The sequence below is a fragment of the Paraburkholderia denitrificans genome (genome assembly GCF_042655705.1).
Taxonomy (GTDB): Bacteria; Pseudomonadota; Gammaproteobacteria; order Burkholderiales; family Burkholderiaceae; genus Paraburkholderia; species Paraburkholderia denitrificans.
The window spans coordinates 558,226-576,034 of record NZ_JBHSMP010000013.1; the positions used below are offsets into that span (position 1 = coordinate 558,226).

Consider the following 17,809-nt stretch of genomic DNA (forward strand, 5'->3'; position numbering starts at 1 on the left):
TGGAGGCAGTTCGATGGATGGCAATCCGTTTCTTAAAATTCAGAGCCTGGGCCGCGCGCTGATGCTGCCGATCGCAGTGTTGCCGGTAGCCGGCATCCTGCTGCGCTTCGGGCAGGCCGACATGCTGAACATCAAGATCATCGCCGACGCGGGCGGCGCGATCTTCGACAACCTGCCGCTGCTGTTCGCGATCGGCATCGCGGTGGGCTTCGCGAAGGACAACAACGGTGTTGCGGCGCTCGCTGGCGCGCTCGGCTATCTGGTCCAGACAGCCGTGATGAAGGACATCGACGACAAGCTCAACATGGGCGTCCTCTCGGGCGTCGTTGCAGGTATTGTCGCGGGCATGTTGTACAACCGGTTCAAGGACATCAAGCTGCCGGAGTTCCTCGCGTTCTTCGGCGGCAAGCGGTTCGTGCCGATTATCACGGGGCTCGTGTGCCTGGTGCTCGGGGTCGTCTTTGGCTACACGTGGGGGCGGGTGCAGGGCGCTATCGATTCCGCGGGCCACTGGCTGACTACCGCAGGCGCCATCGGCACGTTCGTCTATGGCCTGCTGAACCGGCTGCTGCTCGTCACGGGCCTGCACCACATCCTGAATTCGCTCGTCTGGTTCGTGTTCGGGACCTTCACGCCCGCGGGCGGCGGCGCGCCGGTGACCGGCGACCTGCATCGCTTCTTCGCGCAAGACCCGACGGCGGGCAGCTTCATGGCCGGTTTCTTCCCGGTGATGATGTTCGGCCTGCCGGCCGCGTGTCTCGCGATGCTGCACGAGGTGCCGAAGGAGCGCCGCTCGATGGTCGCGGGCCTGCTGCTCTCGATGGCGCTCACGTCGTTCCTCACGGGCGTGACCGAGCCGATCGAGTTCACGTTCATGTTCCTCGCGCCCGTGCTCTACGCGATCCACGCGGTGCTGACGGGCCTGTCGCTCGCGATCTGCTCGCTGCTGGGCATCAAGCTCGGGTTCACGTTCTCGGCAGGCGCGATCGATTACGCGCTGAATTACGGCTTGTCCACGCACGGCTGGCAAGCGATTCCGCTCGGCATCGTCTACGCGGTCGTGTATTACGGGCTGTTTCGCTTCTTCATCCGGCGCTTCAACCTGCCGACGCCGGGCCGCGAACCCGTGAGCGGCGATGCGGCGGTTGTGGCGGTTGCAACGTCGGTGCCGGGGGCTGCGGCAAGCGTGAGCGCCGCAGGTGCGACGCGTGCCGGGCGCTATATCGACGCGCTCGGCGGTGCGGACAACCTCAAGGTCGTCGATGCCTGCACGACGCGTCTGCGTCTTTCGGTGGCGGATGCTGCGAAGGTTTCAGAGCCCGCGCTGAAGGGGATCGGCGCGCGCGGCGTGCTCAAGCGTGGCGGCGGCAGCGTGCAAGTCATCATCGGACCGGAAGCGGACATGATCGCCGACGAAATCCGCAACGAAATCGGGCGCGGCGGCCATAAGGTGGTGCCGCAGGCGCAGGTGGTGCCGCAGGCGCAGATCGTGTCGCAGACGCAGATCGTGTCGCAGACGCACGATGCTGAGCCGGTTCAGGCCGATGCCGCGGAAGGCGCAGGACAGGGGCCGCTCGATCCGGATCCGGCCGGGTTGCTTGACGCGCTGGGCGGTGCGGTGAACATCACGTCGATCGACGCTGTGGCAGTGACGCGTCTGCGCGTGACGGTGCACGATGCCTCGGCGGTCGATCGCCAGCAGCTCGATGCGCTCGATGTCGTGTGGGTTTCGGACAACACGCTGCACATTGTCGTTGGCCGTGCTGCATCGCGCTACGCGCAAATGCTCGCGCCGCAACCGGCTTGATCGACGGAAACAACTAAAAAGCCCCGCCTCCTGAGAGGACGGGGCTTTTTACTGCGCCTCGCGGCCCGCGTAAGCGGGCAAACGCAGCGGGCAAGCGGATCAGTTGTACTCGGCGAGCGTCGTGCGCATCTTCTTCATCGCGCTTGCTTCAATCTGGCGGATTCGCTCCGCCGAGACGCCGAACTCGTCGGCCAGTTCGTGCAGCGTCGAGCCGCCGGAGCCGTCGTCGGAGACGTTGAGCCAGCGCGCCTCGATGATGCGGCGGCTGCGTGCATCGAGCGCTTCCAGCGCGCTCGTGATGCCATCCGACTGCAGGCGGTCGCGCTGACGCGCGGCCAGCACGGCGGTCGGCTCGCTGTGCGAGTCCGCGAGCCAGGCGATGGGGGCGAAGGATTCCTCGCCGTCGTCGGACTGGCCTTCGAGCGCAATGTCGGCACCCGACAGCCGCGTTTCCATCTCGACGACTTCCTCGCGCTTCACGTTCAGTTCCTGCGCCAGGCCATCGATTTCCTCCGGCGTGAACGACTGCAGGCCCTGCTTGTGGCTGCGCAAGTTGAAGAACAGCTTGCGCTGCGCCTTGGTTGTGGCGACCTTCACCATGCGCCAGTTACGCAGGATGTATTCGTGGATCTCGGCCTTGATCCAGTGCATGGCGTACGACACGAGGCGGACGTTCTGCTCCGGGTCAAAGCGCTTCACCGCCTTCATCAGGCCGATGTTGCCTTCCTGGATCAGGTCGGCGTGCGGCAGGCCGTAGCCGAGATAATTGCGCGCAATCGACACGACGAGGCGCAGGTGCGACAGCACGAGGCGCCGTGCGCCTTCGAGACTGTTCTGCTCGCGATATTCGGTCGCGAACTGGCGCTCCTCTTGCGGCGTCAACATCGGGATCCGGTTGACGGCCTGGATGTACGCGTCGATGTTGCCCAGCTGGCCGGGCAGCATCGATTGATTCGCGAGCGCCAGCGCGCCTGACCGCGCCGCCTTGGCCGGCGTCGGGCTCAGCGTACCAGGAAGGGTCATTGTCAGTGCGTTGCTCACGTAGTGAACTCCTCTATATCTGCAAAAGTCGGACTGCGACTCCACGGTGGATGTTAGCACTCTGATCCACCGAGTGCTAACCCTTGGAGTCTGTAGTGGATTGAATGTTCTGTAATAACTATCGAGATTATATTTCGATAGATTTCTGCTTGAGCCACGCCGGGCGGGGCTGACAGCCCGCGTGGGTCGCTCGTGCAGGATCGCGTCGAGTAAACCCTCTAGTCGTGAGCACGAAGGCCCACAGAATGGAACTGAAGCAGGGTTGGCTTGCAGATGCCCCGCCACCGGGGCTGCGGCCAAGCCGGGTGAAGCGCGGGCGAAGTGCCGAACGTCGATATACCAGGCATAGACATCGCACCGGCCGGGAAGTGCTGCGCTGCGACGATCAGGCGCGTCGGCCGACCGGCCGTTTCGGGTGTCGTTCAGAGGGCCAGATTCGTCGCGTGAGTGCTATGCGCGCTGAATCACGCGGTAATTCGATTGCACATATCCACGCGTCAAATCCTGGTATAAATTTCAGCCAGGCGCGTGCGGTACATCTTCGGCGCAGGTTCGTGGCATTGGCCCGGACTCGTGCGCAAGGGGCTTGAGCAATGGCTGCAAAAGTAATCGATGCGATTCGCGGGCTGGAGCGCGAGCGGTTTCGTGCGATGGTGGACGGCGACGGCACGTCGCTCGCCGAACTGCTATCGGACAACGTGATCTACGTGCACACGAACGGCAAACGCGAAACCAAGCAGCAGTTCATTGATGCCATCACGGCAGGCCGCCGCCGCTACCGGCAAATCGAGATCCAGTCGCAGGACGTGCTGCCCGTGGGGCGCGAAACCTGCGTCGTCTCGGGCCGCGCGCTGGTCGAAATGGAGGCCAACAACGGCGCGCTGCTGTTTCCGATTGCCTATACGGCCATCCAGACCCAGGAAGACGGCCGCTGGCGTCTGCTCGCCTGGCAGGCAACGCGTTGCGCGCTCGAATGAGATCGGTGGATCTCTTCTTCCGGGGCGTCTTCTGAACGCTCCGGGCTCGCGCCAGCAGCCTGTCTGACCGCCGGCGCCCAACGGCGCTGCCTGCTGCTTCTCGTCTTTCAGAATTTCCGTTGCCGAATTCCTGCCGCTCAATCCCAGCGGCTGAATGTCTTCCGCTGAACGCCTTCACCCGATCCGCGCCGCTGGACCGTGCCGTGCGGCGCGGTTGCCTTCGAGGTTTTCTCGGCAGTTGCACCGTTACCTCAAGCCGCGGCGCGACGGTCGATCTGCGGCCACGACGCGCGATTCACGCTGCTCACAACGGCTTCGATTGCCGCGTGCGTTGCGTCCTCGGCGATGGCCACGCCGTGGCGGATCCCTTGCGATCCCACGCGGCATCCGACGAACACCGCCGTGCAGCCAACGGATGTGCGTGCGGTTTCGAACGACATGAGCTCGACGTCTTCACCCGAAGCCGCCGCAATCGCGGCCACGACGGCCCGTGCGTGCGCGTCGAGACTGCTGGCCGACGCAGGCGCCCCGATATCGCAGCCCTCCCAGCGCACGCGTCCCGCGCCTGTGTGCGTGGCCGGACCGCGCGTCTTGAAGTACTCGCGCGCGAAGAGCGCACAGATTGCGTCGCCTGTGATTTCTTCGCCGAACGTGTCCGCGAGCGTCTGCACCGCATGGCTGAACTCGATCTGCACGCGGCGCGGCGGCGTGAAGCCCATACCGCGCTCGAGCAGCCAGGTCGCGCCGCCTTTTCCGGACTGGCTGTTCACGCGGATCACGGCGTCGTAGCTGCGCCCGAGGTCGGCGGGATCGATCGGGAGATAGGGCACTTCCCAGACCGCGTCGGGACGCTGCTGCGCGAAGCCCTTGCGAATCGCATCCTGATGCGAGCCCGAGAACGCCGTGAACACGAGGTCGCCCGCATACGGATGGCGCGGATGCACCGGCATCTGATTGCAGCGCTCGACCACCCGACGCACCGCGTCGATATCGGAGAAATCAAGGCCCGGATCGATCCCCTGCGTGTAGAGGTTCAGCGCGAGCGTCACGAGGTCGACGTTGCCGGTGCGCTCGCCGTTGCCGAACAGACAGCCTTCGATGCGGTCCGCACCCGCGAGCAGCGCCATTTCGGCGGCGGCCACCGCCGTGCCGCGATCGTTGTGCGGATGCACGGAGAGCACGATGCTGTCGCGGTACGCGAGGTTGCGGTCCATCCATTCGATCTGGTCGGCAAAAACGTTCGGCATCGCCGCTTCGACCGTCGCCGGAAGGTTCACGATCATCTTGTGATCGCGCGTCGGACGCCAGGTTTGCGCGACGGCGTCGCACACTTCGCGCGCGAACGTCAGCTCGGTCATGCTGAACGTTTCGGGCGAGTACTCGTAGGTCCAGTGCGTCTGAGGGCGCGCATCGGCGTATTCGCGGATGATGCGCGTGCCTTCCACGGCGAGTGCTTTCGTTTCGTCCTTCGACTGGCCGAAAACGATCTTGCGAAACGACGGGCAGATTGCGTTGTAGAGGTGCACGATCGCGCGCGGCGCGCCTTCGAGCGCCTCGAACGTGCGGGCGATCAGCGCTTCGCGCGACTGCACGAGCACTTCGATCGTCACGTCGTCGGGGATGCGCTTTTCCTCGATCAGCTTGCGCACGAAATCGAAGTCGGTCTGCGATGCCGACGGAAAGCCGACTTCGATTTCCTTGAAACCGATCGCCACCAGCATGTCGAAAAATTCGGTCTTCTGCTCGATGCTCATCGGCTCGATCAGCGACTGGTTGCCGTCGCGCAGATCGGTGCTCATCCAGACCGGCGCGCGTTCGATGGTGCGGGTGGGCCATCGGCGGCCATTGATGCGGAAGGCGGGAAACGGGCGGTACTTCTCGGCAGGGTTACGCAACATGGCGAGCCTCGTTCGATTTGTCGTCTGCGAAGGTGGCCGGCAGCGGGCGGCTGGCGGGCGGCTGGCGAAGCACGGTGCGCGAAACTTCGAGCGAGCGGGCGATAGCGGCGCATGCAAACACGGCAGCGGCGGTGGCCGAGCCGGAAGCAAACGTGACGGAAGCCCATGCAACGCGCATTTTGACCCTCGCTGACCCTCGCGATTCGTCCGAACGGTAGACGGACGAATGCAGGCGACAAACAGGTTGTAAAAGGAACTACGGTTTGGAGGTACTGCTGAAACTGCTTGGGAGGACTGCGCTACCGAAGAGGTGGTCGCGCAGCGCTATGCCTGGCTTACGCTAGACGTAGCGATAGGGCCGCTAGGCGGCCGGAGGTAATTCGGAGGGAGTTCTGGAAGGAACGCATCTGCACAATGTAAGGCAGGCTGGACGCGCGTGTCAACGAGGAATTTTGAGTTAGCGCGTTTTCGGATGCGCCGGGCAGATGCAGCAGATGCGGCAGGATGCGCGCAGAAGCACGCCGATGGTGCATTCTGCGGCGATGGCGGGCGCGCGTCATGTGGTGCGCCTTGCTTCGCCCGCCTTGCTCAGCGTTTCGCGATGCGCCGGATCGTCTCGACCTGGCGTGCAAGCGCGTGCGGCACAGGCGCATCGCCGCGCAGCACCGCTTCGATCCATGCGGCCGTGGTGGGCGCATCGCGGCCTTCGGGGAGTTCGATGTCGGGCGTATCGGGCGACGAATGCTCCGGCTCGATCAGCGTTTCGCAAATGCCGTCGTGCAGCCAGTCGACCTGCACCTGGCGGCGCGTATCGGCGACTGCTTCGCCTTCCGTGCCGCGCGCGAGCAATGCGCCTCCCGCGGCGGCATCCGGATGTGCTGCAAACAGTGCGCGCATGCTCTCGCGGTACGACGGGTGCGTGTAGTTCACGAGCCGCAGGCCGGGTTGCGCGAAAGGCTGCAGAAGCTTGACGAGCGTGTGCGTCGAGTTGCGTACGCCCATGCGGCGGCGCAGCGCGAGCAGGCGCGCGAGCTTCGGCGCGAGCGCTTCGATTGATGCGAACGCGACGCGGCGCTCTTCGAGCCGATGTTCGATATCGGCGTGATCGCGCGCCTCGGGCAGATTCAGCGCCGTGAAGATTTCGGCGCTCGTGACCCGGCCCGGATCGCTGCTCACGCCGTGAACCAGTACCGGCACGCCTTCGCGCGCGAGCAGCAACGCAAGCAGCGGCACGAGGTTCGGCTGCTTACGCGCGCCGTTGTAGCTCGGGATCGAGACCGCGCGATAGTCGCCCGCCGGGGACGCGAGCGGCGCGAACGAAGCGTGCGCGGCAGCCAGCATCGCAGCGAGTTCGTCGGAGGATTCGCCTTTTAGCCGGTACGCGAGCAGCACCGCGCCGAGTTCGAGATCGGGTACGCGGCCGTCGAGCATCGCGGCGTAGAGCGCATGCGTGTCTTCCGGCGACAGCGCGCGCGCGCCGTTCGGCCCACGGCCGATCTCCTTGATGAAGCGGGCGCAGGAAAAAGTGTCGGGGGCGTCGGGGGCATTCATGGGGAGCGGAATTCCTGGGTGCCGGTACGCGTGCGGTGCGCGGTGTTTATCGCGGTGTTTTTCGCTGTGGTCATTGCAGCGGTCATCGCAGCGGTCATGAAAGGGCGGATGCGCAAAGTATCGCATGAGGTGCGCAAACGATGCCTGGCGCCAACGCGCCATCCCACGGTCACGCAGTACCAGCGACGGGCGTTACACTGCCTGCACTGACCGCGCTGACTTTCACGCATTGGGAGAACTTCATGACGTACGCTTTTGAGCCGGCACCGCCGGTATCGGTGCCGGTTGCAGGAAGCGACCAGCGTTTTCCGGTGCGCCGCATCTACTGCGTCGGACGCAACTACGAAGCGCACGCGCGCGAGATGGGCCACGATCCGGATCGCGAGCCGCCGTTCTTCTTCTCGAAGCCTGCCGACGCGATTCTCTATGTCGCCCCCGGCGCGACCGCCGAATTCCCGTATCCCCCGCAGTCGAAGAACGTCCACTTCGAGATGGAACTCGTCGCGGCGATTGGCAAGGGCGGAAAGGATATTCCCGTTGCGCGCGCACTCGAACATGTCTGGGGCTACGCGCTCGGCCTCGACATGACGCGCCGTGACCTGCAAGCCGAAGCGAAGAAGCTTGGCCGCCCTTGGGACACCGCCAAGGGCTTCGACCATTCGGCGCCGATCGGCCCCATCCATCCGGTTACGCAAGTCGGCCAGGTCGCACGCGGCGCAATCTGGCTATCGGTCAACGGTGAGGAAAAGCAGCGCGCGGACGTCTCGCAGCTGATCTGGCCGGTGGCCGACACCATTGCGTTTTTGTCGACGCTCGTCGAGCTGAAGGCCGGCGATCTGATCTACACGGGCACGCCCGAGGGCGTCGGCGCGGTGGTGAAGGGCGATCTGATGCGCGGCGGCGTCGAGGGGCTCGGCGAGTTCGCCGTGCGCGTGGTCTGAAGCGCGCATAAGGTCGCACTTCGGCAATGATTCGCGCTTCTGAACGGGAGTGAGACGAACATGAAGCTCTACAGCTATTTCCGCAGCTCGGCTGCATACCGTGTGCGCATCGCGCTGAATCTGAAGGGCCTGCCGTACGAGTACGTGCCGGTGCATCTCCTGCGCGACGGCGGCGAGCAACTGAAACCGGCCTACCGGCAGATCAACGCGGACGGCATCGTCCCGACGCTGATCGACGACGAACAGCACGCCATCCAGCAGTCGCTCGCGATCATCGAGTATCTGGACGAGACGCACCCCGAGCCGCCGCTGCTGCCGAAGCTGCCCGTCGACCGCGCCCACGTGCGCGCGCTGGCGCTTCAGGTGGCGTGCGAGATTCATCCGTTGAACAACCTGCGCGTGCTGAAGTATTTGAAGCACACGCTCCGCGTCGATGGCGCCGCGAAGGATGCGTGGTACCGCCACTGGATCGAGTCGGGGTTCGAGACGCTGGAGCGGCGTCTGGCGAACGATCCGCGCACGGGCAAGCTCTGTTACGGCGATACGCCGACGCTCGCCGATCTGTGTCTCGTGCCGCAGGTGTTCAACGCGAACCGCTTCGATATCGAGACGTCGTGCTATGCGACGATCCAGCGCATTTACGATTACGCGTCACAACTCGATGCGTTCGCACGTGCCGCGCCGGGCGTGCAGCCGGACGCTGAGTGAGCGAGGTGCGGCGAGGCGCCGCGCCAGTGAGCGGCGGGCAAGGAAAAAGGGCGTCGTTCTTCGGAACGACGCCCTTTATTTGGGTGCTGCGCCTGGTTGCGTTTCGATTGCGCCTAGTTGCCGAGCAGCGCGTCGGTGAATTCTTCGGCGTTGAACGGCTGCAGATCCTCGACCTTCTCGCCCACGCCGATGAAATAGACCGGCACCGGACGCTGACGCGCGATGGCCGCGAGGATGCCGCCCTTCGCCGTGCCGTCGAGCTTCGTGACGATGAGACCGGTCAGGCCGAGCGCATCGTCGAACGCCTTCACCTGCGCGAGCCCGTTCTGGCCCGTGTTCGCATCGATCACGAGCAGCACTTCGTGCGGCGCGCCGTCGAGCGCCTTGCCGATCACGCGCTTGACCTTCTTCAGTTCGTCCATCAGATGGAGCTGCGTCGGCAGGCGGCCGGCCGTGTCGGCCATCAGCACGTCGATGCCGCGCGCACGCGCGGCGCTCACAGCATCGAAGATCACCGCCGCCGGGTCGCCGCTTTCCTGCGAAACGACCGTCACGTTGTTGCGCTCGCCCCAGACTGCGAGCTGTTCGCGCGCGGCGGCGCGGAACGTGTCGCCGGCGGCGAGCAGCACGGACTGGTCGAAGCGCTGCAAATGCTTTGCGAGCTTGCCGATGCTCGTCGTCTTGCCCGCCCCGTTTACGCCCGCAATCATCATGACGAGCGGCTGCGCGCGGCCGAGCATGAGCGATTTTTCGAGCGGCCTGAGCAGGCCGATGAGCAACTGGCGCAGCGCGTCCTTCACCTGCTGCGCTTCGGTGAGGCGCTCGCTGCGCACTTTCTGGCGCAGCGTTTCCAGCAGGAATTCGGTGGCTTCGACGCCCGCATCGGACATCAGGAGCGCCGTTTCGAGTTCCTCGTAAAGATCGTCGTCGATCTTCGCGTTGACGAAGATGCTCGCGAGGTTCGAACTCGTCTTCGAGAGGCCCGATTTCAGGCGCGCGAGCCAGGATTGCTTCGCAGCCGCTTCAGGCACGGGCGGCGGAACGATGTCGACGGCCTCGACGGCCACGGCGGTTTCAGGGGCGGATCGCGACGGTGAGGGCGCCGCGGCGGGCTGGCGTGCCTGCGCAGGCTCGGCTGCGGGCGAGGGCGCGCGGGATCCGGATTGGGCCGGTGCTGAATCCGCGGCTTGAGCCTCGGGCGTCCGCGCGGCTTCGGCCTGCGCGGTCTCTTCGGCCTTGGAGCCGCGGAGTCGTTTGAAGAAACTGAACATGATCTGGTTCGTGGAGGCGCGTTGCGGGTCGGACCGCGGGGTGGTCGCCGACGTCGTCGAAATGGAGGCAACGCACGGAAAACACGGCATTTTATCAGGCGCCCCCGGCCGCGTCGTTGCGGTAACCGGGCGGCGCGCACGCGGGGCTGTGGTAACGTTCGCGCATCAGGGGGGCCGGCGCGCGCGGCGCGTCGCCCAGACACTCTAAAGCCGTATAGAAAAACGCATGTCCCGTTCCTCATCTTCGCGCCCGCAGGGTGCCCGCTCCGTTCAGCCTGCTGCGCCGGGCAAGGCCGTGCGCGGCGGCGGCGCGCATACGATCCGTATCATCGGCGGCGACTGGAAGCGCACGCCGCTGCCGGTCATCGATCTCGACGGCCTGCGGCCCACGCCCGACCGCGTGCGCGAGACGCTCTTCAACTGGCTCGGCCAGCAGCTCGACGGCCAGCGTTGTCTCGACCTCTTCGCCGGCAGCGGCGCGCTCGGTTTCGAAGCGGCGTCCCGCGGCGCCGCGCGCGTCGTGATGATCGAGCGCAATGCGCGCGCTGCCGCGCAACTGCGCGCGAACCAGGCGCGCTTGTCGGCGCGTACCATCGAAATCGCCGAAGCCGATGCGCTGCGGCTCGCAGCCAGTCTTGCGCCGGGTTCGTTCGACGTGGTGTTCCTCGATCCGCCGTTCGGCGACACCGCGCTCCTCACGCGCGCGCTCGAACTTTGCACGCCGCTTGTTGCCGCTGGCGGCTGGCTGTACGTCGAGTCCGGCGAGCGGCTCGATCCCGCCGCGCGACCCGACTTGGCGGGTTGGAGCGTAGTCCGCGAGGGCAAGGCGGGCGCCGTCTTCTATCATTTGCTGCAGCGCGAAAATGAGGAATAATGCGCGTTCGATAACAAGTGGCGGGCAGCCTCATCGCCAGGCTCGCACTTGCGCCTGCACCGCGACGGCCATGATCGAACTGGCCGGGCAGTGTATCGCGCCCCATTTTTGATGAGAGGAGAAGCCTCATGGTAGTCGCCGTGTACCCCGGTACCTTCGACCCACTTACGCGCGGCCACGAAGATCTCGTGCGGCGCGCGTCGAGCATTTTCGACACGCTGGTGGTTGGCGTTGCCGACAGCCGCAACAAGCAACCGTTCTTCTCGCTCGAAGAGCGGCTCGAAATCGCCCACGAGGTCCTCGGCCATTATCCGAACGTGCAGGTGATGAGCTTCAAGGGGCTGCTGAAGGATTTCGTGCGCGTCAATAATGCACGCGTGATCGTGCGCGGCCTGCGCGCCGTGTCGGACTTCGAATACGAGTTTCAGATGGCGGGCATGAACCGCTATTTGCTGCCCGACGTCGAAACCATGTTCATGACGCCGTCCGATCAATATCAGTTCATCTCCGGCACGATTGTGCGGGAGATTGCCCAACTCGGCGGCGACGTGAGCAAGTTTGTGTTCCCGTCGGTGGAAAAGCGCCTGCAGCACAAGGTCGCCACATTGGGCGGGCCGGTCACGAAGGCTTGAGCGAGCGGCACTAAAGGAAGCAAACCGGAGGGCCTGGCGATGACGCGGGCCCTCGCGCCGCAATGAAGTGAGAAATAAGTAAGAAGCGCACGATTTTGGCGATTCTCGGTGAGTTTGTTTATTGGTTGTGCTGATTATCTGATTGGGAATAAATCGGAGAGCAGGTCCGAAACGCGGGCCTGCTGGTGACATCCACAGATTGAGTCGATCAGGAGCCTTTAGCAGCCTTCGCGAACGCTTCGGCGAGTTTGTCGAAATGCTTGAGTGCGGCGGGCGTCAATTCGATCTGTTTGCGGCGTGTGTCTTCCGTGTCGCTTAGTGCGAGCCAGCCTTTTTCACGCATCGACGTAATGCGCGCATGAAGCGTTGCGGGTGAACCAAGTTCGCTACGGGCCATCATGTCCCGCACCGAAAGCCGATCGTTCTTTTGGTTCGTGCGCGCGACGAATTCGAGGATTTTCTCTTCGAGTGGATCGAGCGCAGGCAGTGCGGGCAGGCCACGCAACGCTTCGGTCAATTGCAAAAATCGAAGATAGATATCAGCAGGACGTTTCATTGCTTGCGTACCAACCGGGTGGACGCCCGCTTAACGACGCGCGAGCTTTGACTTTGATGCAGCTATTTAAAAACGTAATGAGAATTATATCGCATGCAAAGCTTACGTTTTCATTGCTGATCGATCGCAGGCACCGTGCTCGTGTACATACTGTCGTTGTGGCTGAATGAGGAGCTTTTCAGACACACGGAGTTTCTGAACGGCGTTAACTGGATCTATCTGCCTACCGGCATCCGGTTGCTGAGTACGCTGCTGCTCGGCGCGGATGGTGCGATTGGCTTATTGATTGCCGCACTAATCGTAGATTTCGCTTACTACTTTCCCCACGATCCAGTTCGAGCCATTGTGGGGGCGATTATCAGCGCGGCGGGGCCCTACGCGGTCTATCGTCTGGCGCTTGAGCGGTACCAGCTAAAAGCGTCATTGGCGAACCTGACACCCAGGCGGCTCCTCGTTCTGGCGTTCGCTGTAGCAACGACGAATGCCGTGCTACATCATCTCTGGTTTGCGTTGACCGGGGATACGCAAAACTTCATCGAACGCTTCTGCATGATGTACATAGGCGATCTGCTTGGAACGCTGATCATGCTTTATGCCATGAAGGGCGTGCTTTCAATCCTTCGTAGCATCGTGATTCGAGCGGAATAACATTGGCAGTGCAATATATATTAAGGAAATGCGCGATTGCTAAAGCGCGCAGTCGCTGCGCTTTGGCAACCAGGGCGGCGTTTCAATGTGGCGCGTCTGTTGTGGTGCCGCCATTTGTAGTTCGGTTGTCTGTGAGGCGGTCATACAAGGTGGGCCAATCGACCGCCAGCAGTGGAATTGTCTCGTCGTTACGGGCCCAATACGTCACGAAGCGTTGCCAGCCTTCAAGGAAGATGCCTTTGCCGGGACTGAGCAAACAGGGGGATCTGGCAACGAGCGGGACGACTGCCGGTGGAAAAGTTGCGGCAAGCGTTTCGAGGACGTCCGCTGTCTCGTCTGGCGTGTCGACATTATTGGTTTCCGACGAGAAGTAATGCCGTACAACCTCCGCGACAGAAGGCGTGCTGACTTCGATATAAGCGGCACGTACGCCATTTAGCGCCACGCAGACAGAAGATGGCGCAAATGCGCATCCGGCCAGACGCCGGAGCACAGGGAGTTTCACGTATGGGGGTAACACTCCAAAATCTGTCTCTTCGCGTTGCAATGCATCATGAAACGCGGCATAGCCTAGAAGCCATGCGCTGGCCGGTTGGGCGACTGATTGATTCCGGGAAGGAATCAAACCCACCTGGTCATGTCGGGCAGTATGCATACCACCTCCTTTTGGTATAAAAAGCATAACAAATGAAAGTGCGTAGTACAAGTTTCGTTATAAGCAAATAACCGGCGCAGGCAGTTTAGACAAGAGAAGGCGCGTGAGCGCAACTCGGCGCGCAGCGCACAAGCACGCATGCCGGGTAATGTTGTCCGGCGGCACAGACGGCTTGAGCGCTAGAATGCACTGTTTTTGAACGTGAAGTTGGTGGAAGTATGGCCCTGATGATTACCGACGAGTGCATCAACTGGCTGCGCTAAGCGATTTTTGTGCTAACACTCTGTAAAGGCTTCTGGCTTTACCAATTGCCAGAAATTACCCTCCTGCAACTCAACTGCAACTCAGAGGGAAAAATGGCAACTTTCAGCCAACGCAATGGCCGTTGGCAGTGAAAATTAATCGAAAGGGCTTTCCTGCGCAGTACAAGTCGTTCGCAACGAAGGCAGAAGGGCAGGTTTGGGCACGTTCCGTCGAAACCTCGATGGACGACGGAACGTGGGTCGATCCGGTTGGTACAACCGACATAACCTTCGGCAAACTGCTGGAGCGCTACAAAGGGTCTGTTACGCAGACAAAGCGCAGCAGACGCAGCGAGGAATACCGGATTAGCAAAATGCTGCGGCACAAGATCGCCGAGTACAGCATGCGCAATCTGACAGCGAGTTGGCTGGCTGATTACCGCGATCAACGTCTCAAGGTGGCGACCAATTCATGCGTCTGCCGCGAACTCGCAACGATCAGCGCCGTAATCACGCATGCGCAGCGTGAATGGGGTCTCTCAGTAACCAATCCGGCGAAGCTTGTGAAAAGGCCGCGATTGCCGCCCGGTCGAAATCGCATATTGAAGCCAGCAGAGCCTGATCGTCTCCTGCATGAGCTGCATGCGGAACGTCACGAATTGCGGAGCAGGTGGCTGTTACCGCTCGTGAAGCTTGCGCTGGAGACTGCGATGCGACAGGGCGAATTGTTGTCTCTGCAATGGAGGCACGTCGATTTCGATCAGCGCACGGCCTATCTGCCCATGACGAAAAACGGCAAGGACCGTTATGTTCCGTTGAGCAGTGCTGCGATTGCGATTCTGGAGGGATTGGATCGTGTCGACGAGCGCGTTATTCCGGTCACTCAGAACGTTGTCTTGTGTGCGTGGCCGCGAGCATGCAAGCGTGCCGGAATCTAAAATTTCCACTTTCACGATCTACGGCATATGGCGACCACGAATCTTGCCAAAAAGCCGCCGAACGTGATTGAGCTTGCATCTGTGACCGGACATTCCAACGTCCAGATGCTGAGTCGGTACTATCACACGTCGGCGAGCGAACTGGCGAGGAAGCTCGGATGGGTACTTTCAGCTCCGTTTGCCATCGCCATATTCTCCGCCAGTGTTCAACGCGCACGATTTCGTCACGAAACCGAGCAGCTATAACAAGGGGGTGCCCGCAAACGTCGATCTCGTATGCGGCGACCCGATGCTGGAACTCCAATCGAACGCTGTGAACACGCTCGCCAACAATCAGATCCCAGGAACGAATCCGTGGATCAGGGATGCCATACGCCCTGCGGCTACGGCTGTCCGATAATCGGACCAGTGAATGCTGGCCGTTGAGAGCAACGCGGCCATAGCGCGCTATCGGTTTAACGGCGTTCTGGCACGTTGCTTTAGCTTGAGGCTGCGGGGCTGGTGTCGAACAGGCCAGCAAAACGCATGGCGGCTCTTCTGCCAAACCGCAGGGCGCTTGGCAATGGCGATTTGGCGCGCTCCGTAGCTTTGCACATGCTCCACGTTGAAGCTGTGCTGCCAGACGCTCGGTGACGTTTCTGGCGAGCCACAGGTTGAACTCTCTGTTGTGCGCAGGTCCGATACTCGGACTTGCCCGATATTGGGGAGCATTGAATTTAGCGACGTTGCTTGCTCGAATAATGGGGGGCGCATAGACCCAGCAAAGTATAGCCAATGGTTCGCCGCTAGAATACGGGGCTGGCAGCGATACCCAGCCCAGCGGGTATCCATGAAACACGAAATCTGAGATGGGGGATGTATGCCGGCGACGAGGTTCGCGGGGTCCTTGCTTGTGCGCCCTGTGCTGCTCATCGGAGCCGCCATAACGGTTGCGCTGGCCGTCGCGTGTCTCATTTCACTGGTGCTGTACGAAATGCGGCAAGACGCGTTGGCGCGGGCGAAGGACGCTGTAGAGAACCTTTCTGCCATTTTGGAACGTGACATTGAGCGGAATATCGAGATTTATGAACTCTCGATGCAAGCGGTTGTGGATGGCGTAAAGAACCCGAACATATTTGGCTTGACGTCAGATACTCGCCAGCTTGTTCTGTTCGATCGGTCAAGCAACGCCCAAGATCTGGGCTCGCTGCTGGTTACGAACGCGGCGGGCGACGTCATAATCGATTCGCGGTCGGTGCCCCCACGAAAGGCTAACTTCCGCGACCGTGATTACTTCGACGTTCAACAGCGAGCTGCGAATGCCGGACTGTATATCACCAAGCCGACGTTAAGCTTGGGCAATGAGCCGTCAATCGCGCTAAGTCGCCGCGTTGAGGATGCGCGAGGCCAATTTTCTGGCGTCGTCGTCGGAACGCTTCGACTGAACTACTTCCGACGATTGTTTGAAGGCATGACGCTCGGCGACCATGGCTCGATTACCCTGCTAAGAACAGATGGTACGGTCCTGATGCGGCGACCTTATCACGAGCAGGAGATAGGGCGTAGCATCGCGAGTGCCGCGTCGTTCAAGCCGCTCCTTCAGGGAAACAAGGGTTGCTTCATCGGTACTGCTGCGTTGGACGGCGATAGGCGCCTGTACGGTTTCAAGCATATCGGGAAATACCCTTTGATTGTCGTCGTGGGACTAGGGACCAGGGACATCTATGCTCAGTGGCGACAGCGTGCGTGGGCTATTGGCATCATCACCGGTGTGCTCGATGTGCTCGGTATCATGATGGCCGTTGGGTTTGCGAAGCAATTTCACATGCGGCTCAAGATGGAAGAGCAGCTCCGAGTACTTGCCGACACCGATAGCCTCACGGGTCTTGGCAGCCGACGCGCGCTGGACATCGCGCTTGATGTTGAGTGGAGACGCGCGAGACGAAGCAAGCAGCAGCTATCCGTATTGATGCTGGATGTTGACTACTTCAAGGAATTTAACGACCACTACGGGCACGTTGCAGGAGACAATGCGCTAAAAAACGTCGCGCATTGCATTTTCAAGAACATCCGTCGTCCGGGAGACTTCGCAGGGCGTTACGGCGGTGAAGAATTCTGTGTACTGCTACCAAATACCGAACTGGCTGGTGCGGTTCAAGTTGCGGAGGCGATTCGTCAGGCGGTACTTGAAACAAACCAGCTGCACGTCACCGGGCCAAAAGGAACCTTGAGCGTAAGCATTGGCGTTGCGACCTTTGACGGGAGGAACACGTCCTCCGGCGTGAATTCGGAGCAGTTGTTCCATCGGGCCGACCAGAGGCTTTATGAAGCTAAGGCTGCTGGCCGCAATATGGTGATGCCCCAACACATTGAGCCGCAGCGGGCTGTATCACGAGGGTTAATTTCGGGTCGAGTTTCTTAAATCACACTGGACAGGAGGCTGCGCGAACGTCGCACAATCGTGCTCGTTGCCCGGAGCTGCGCTGGGGCCGGATCATTCCAGCCTGGGGCAATAAGGCATCCAGTCGATCACGTAAATTTCCGGGCCCATCGAAATCGCGTCGTTCGGGCACTCAGGCTCGCATACGTCGCAATTGTGCGGAAAACGTCTTGTTGCTCATGGCCTGGCGTGCTATCTGGACTTTGCGCGCTGCAAAATCGGCAACACCTGTGCAACTCAGCCGCAACTCAAAAACATGGCTTTCGGGGAATTTTGCGCGACCGTGCGGAAGGCTGAAAAGCTATAATGTATTGTTTTTTCTAGCAAAGTTGGTGGAAGTATGGCCCTGATGATTACCGACGAGTGCATCAACTGCGACGTTTGCGAGCCTGAGTGCCCGAACGATGCGATTTCGATGGGCCCGGAAATTTACGTGATCGATCCGAACAAGTGCACGGAGTGCGTCGGCCACTTCGATGAGCCGCAGTGTCAGCAGGTGTGCCCGGTCGACTGCATTCCGCGCGACCCTGCGCATGTCGAGTCGCCCGAGCAGTTGATGCAGAAGTACCACGCGCTGATGGCGGCGAAGAAAGGCTGAGCGCTGTTTCTGCTTGCGACATGAAAAAACGCGCCTTATAGGCGCGTTTTCTT

16 protein-coding genes and 2 pseudogenes are annotated in these 17,809 nt (G+C 61.7%); 11 read left to right on the plus strand and 7 right to left on the minus strand.

All coding sequences use genetic code 11. The features are described from left to right. Window positions 1-13: 13 nt before the first annotated feature. Entirely contained in the window at window positions 14-1,807 is a 1,794-nt protein-coding gene (gene nagE, locus ACFPTO_RS12040; RefSeq protein ID WP_377711573.1) for an N-acetylglucosamine-specific PTS transporter subunit IIBC, read from the plus strand. Between the two features lie 99 nt (window positions 1,808-1,906). Here the strand turns inward: nagE and rpoH are convergent, their stop codons facing one another. Continuing rightward, entirely contained in the window at window positions 1,907-2,848 is a 942-nt protein-coding gene (gene rpoH, locus ACFPTO_RS12045; RefSeq protein WP_296653120.1) for an RNA polymerase sigma factor RpoH, read from the minus strand. A 593-nt stretch (window positions 2,849-3,441) separates the two neighbouring features. Here rpoH and ACFPTO_RS12050 point away from each other — a divergent pair. Then, the gene (locus ACFPTO_RS12050; RefSeq protein ID WP_293037620.1) at window positions 3,442-3,825 is read left to right on the plus strand and encodes a nuclear transport factor 2 family protein; all 384 of its coding nucleotides are present in this window, start codon (window positions 3,442-3,444) and stop codon (window positions 3,823-3,825) included. A 251-nt stretch (window positions 3,826-4,076) separates the two neighbouring features. Here the strand turns inward: ACFPTO_RS12050 and leuA are convergent, their stop codons facing one another. Next, window positions 4,077-5,723: a 2-isopropylmalate synthase gene (gene leuA, locus ACFPTO_RS12055; protein WP_377711574.1), complete on the minus strand. Its 1,647-nt coding sequence runs from the start codon at window positions 5,721-5,723 to the stop codon at window positions 4,077-4,079. Between the two features lie 588 nt (window positions 5,724-6,311). Next, complete coding sequence (ybiB, locus tag ACFPTO_RS12060; protein WP_377711575.1) at window positions 6,312-7,274, minus strand: DNA-binding protein YbiB; 963 nt, start codon at window positions 7,272-7,274, stop codon at window positions 6,312-6,314. 242 nt (window positions 7,275-7,516) lie between these two features. Here ybiB and ACFPTO_RS12065 point away from each other — a divergent pair, with 242 nt between their 5' ends. Together ACFPTO_RS12065 and maiA are read left to right on the plus strand one after the other, a co-directional pair. Beyond that, the gene (locus ACFPTO_RS12065; RefSeq protein ID WP_377711576.1) at window positions 7,517-8,215 is read left to right on the plus strand and encodes a fumarylacetoacetate hydrolase family protein; all 699 of its coding nucleotides are present in this window, start codon (window positions 7,517-7,519) and stop codon (window positions 8,213-8,215) included. 60 nt (window positions 8,216-8,275) lie between these two features. Beyond that, a complete protein-coding gene (gene maiA / locus ACFPTO_RS12070; RefSeq protein WP_377711577.1) occupies window positions 8,276-8,923 on the plus strand; it encodes a maleylacetoacetate isomerase in 648 nt (215 codons plus the stop codon). A 113-nt stretch (window positions 8,924-9,036) separates the two neighbouring features. Here maiA and ftsY read toward each other — a convergent pair whose 3' ends face one another. Beyond that, window positions 9,037-10,194, minus strand: coding sequence for a signal recognition particle-docking protein FtsY (ftsY, locus tag ACFPTO_RS12075; protein ID WP_377711578.1), 1,158 nt, complete (start codon window positions 10,192-10,194; stop codon window positions 9,037-9,039). Here ftsY and ACFPTO_RS12080 point away from each other — a divergent pair. The 3 genes from ACFPTO_RS12080 to coaD all read left to right on the plus strand — a co-directional run bounded on the left by ACFPTO_RS12080 (window position 10,178) and on the right by coaD (window position 11,700). Beyond that, window positions 10,178-10,402 carry a hypothetical protein gene (locus ACFPTO_RS12080; RefSeq protein ID WP_377711579.1) on the plus strand — a complete coding sequence of 75 codons (225 nt, stop codon included), beginning with the start codon at window positions 10,178-10,180 and terminating at the stop codon, window positions 10,400-10,402. The two genes, ftsY and ACFPTO_RS12080, sit on opposite strands and share 17 nt — an antisense overlap. A gap of 18 nt (window positions 10,403-10,420) precedes the next feature. After that, entirely contained in the window at window positions 10,421-11,068 is a 648-nt protein-coding gene (rsmD, locus tag ACFPTO_RS12085) for a 16S rRNA (guanine(966)-N(2))-methyltransferase RsmD (protein WP_377711580.1), read from the plus strand. 128 nt (window positions 11,069-11,196) lie between these two features. Next, window positions 11,197-11,700, plus strand: coding sequence for a pantetheine-phosphate adenylyltransferase (coaD, locus tag ACFPTO_RS12090; RefSeq protein ID WP_377711581.1), 504 nt, complete (start codon window positions 11,197-11,199; stop codon window positions 11,698-11,700). Window positions 11,701-11,908: 208 nt separating this feature from the next. On the opposite strand, the gene ACFPTO_RS12095 is transcribed toward coaD, so the two are convergent. Continuing rightward, complete coding sequence (locus ACFPTO_RS12095) at window positions 11,909-12,256, minus strand: winged helix-turn-helix domain-containing protein (protein WP_296653098.1); 348 nt, start codon at window positions 12,254-12,256, stop codon at window positions 11,909-11,911. A gap of 141 nt (window positions 12,257-12,397) precedes the next feature. Here ACFPTO_RS12095 and ACFPTO_RS12100 point away from each other — a divergent pair, with 141 nt between their 5' ends. Then, window positions 12,398-12,904, plus strand: a complete 507-nt coding sequence (locus ACFPTO_RS12100; RefSeq protein WP_377711582.1) for a hypothetical protein — start codon at window positions 12,398-12,400, stop codon at window positions 12,902-12,904. An 82-nt stretch (window positions 12,905-12,986) separates the two neighbouring features. Here ACFPTO_RS12100 and ACFPTO_RS12105 read toward each other — a convergent pair whose 3' ends face one another. Continuing rightward, window positions 12,987-13,559 carry a hypothetical protein gene (locus ACFPTO_RS12105; protein WP_377711583.1) on the minus strand — a complete coding sequence of 191 codons (573 nt, stop codon included), beginning with the start codon at window positions 13,557-13,559 and terminating at the stop codon, window positions 12,987-12,989. A gap of 646 nt (window positions 13,560-14,205) precedes the next feature. Between ACFPTO_RS12105 and ACFPTO_RS12110 the strand changes: the two are divergent. Together ACFPTO_RS12110 and ACFPTO_RS12115 are read left to right on the plus strand one after the other, a co-directional pair. After that, a pseudogene (locus ACFPTO_RS12110) lies at window positions 14,206-14,985 on the plus strand (site-specific integrase). Between the two features lie 655 nt (window positions 14,986-15,640). After that, a complete protein-coding gene (locus ACFPTO_RS12115; RefSeq protein ID WP_377711584.1) occupies window positions 15,641-17,140 on the plus strand; it encodes a sensor domain-containing diguanylate cyclase in 1,500 nt (499 codons plus the stop codon). A 102-nt stretch (window positions 17,141-17,242) separates the two neighbouring features. Here the strand turns inward: ACFPTO_RS12115 and ACFPTO_RS12120 are convergent. After that, window positions 17,243-17,314: pseudogene (locus tag ACFPTO_RS12120) on the minus strand (YfhL family 4Fe-4S dicluster ferredoxin); the annotation flags it as partial. Window positions 17,315-17,498: 184 nt separating this feature from the next. On the opposite strand from ACFPTO_RS12120, the gene ACFPTO_RS12125 reads away from it, so the two are divergent. Continuing rightward, window positions 17,499-17,756: a YfhL family 4Fe-4S dicluster ferredoxin gene (locus ACFPTO_RS12125; RefSeq protein WP_293034375.1), complete on the plus strand. Its 258-nt coding sequence runs from the start codon at window positions 17,499-17,501 to the stop codon at window positions 17,754-17,756. Window positions 17,757-17,809 lie beyond the last annotated feature (53 nt).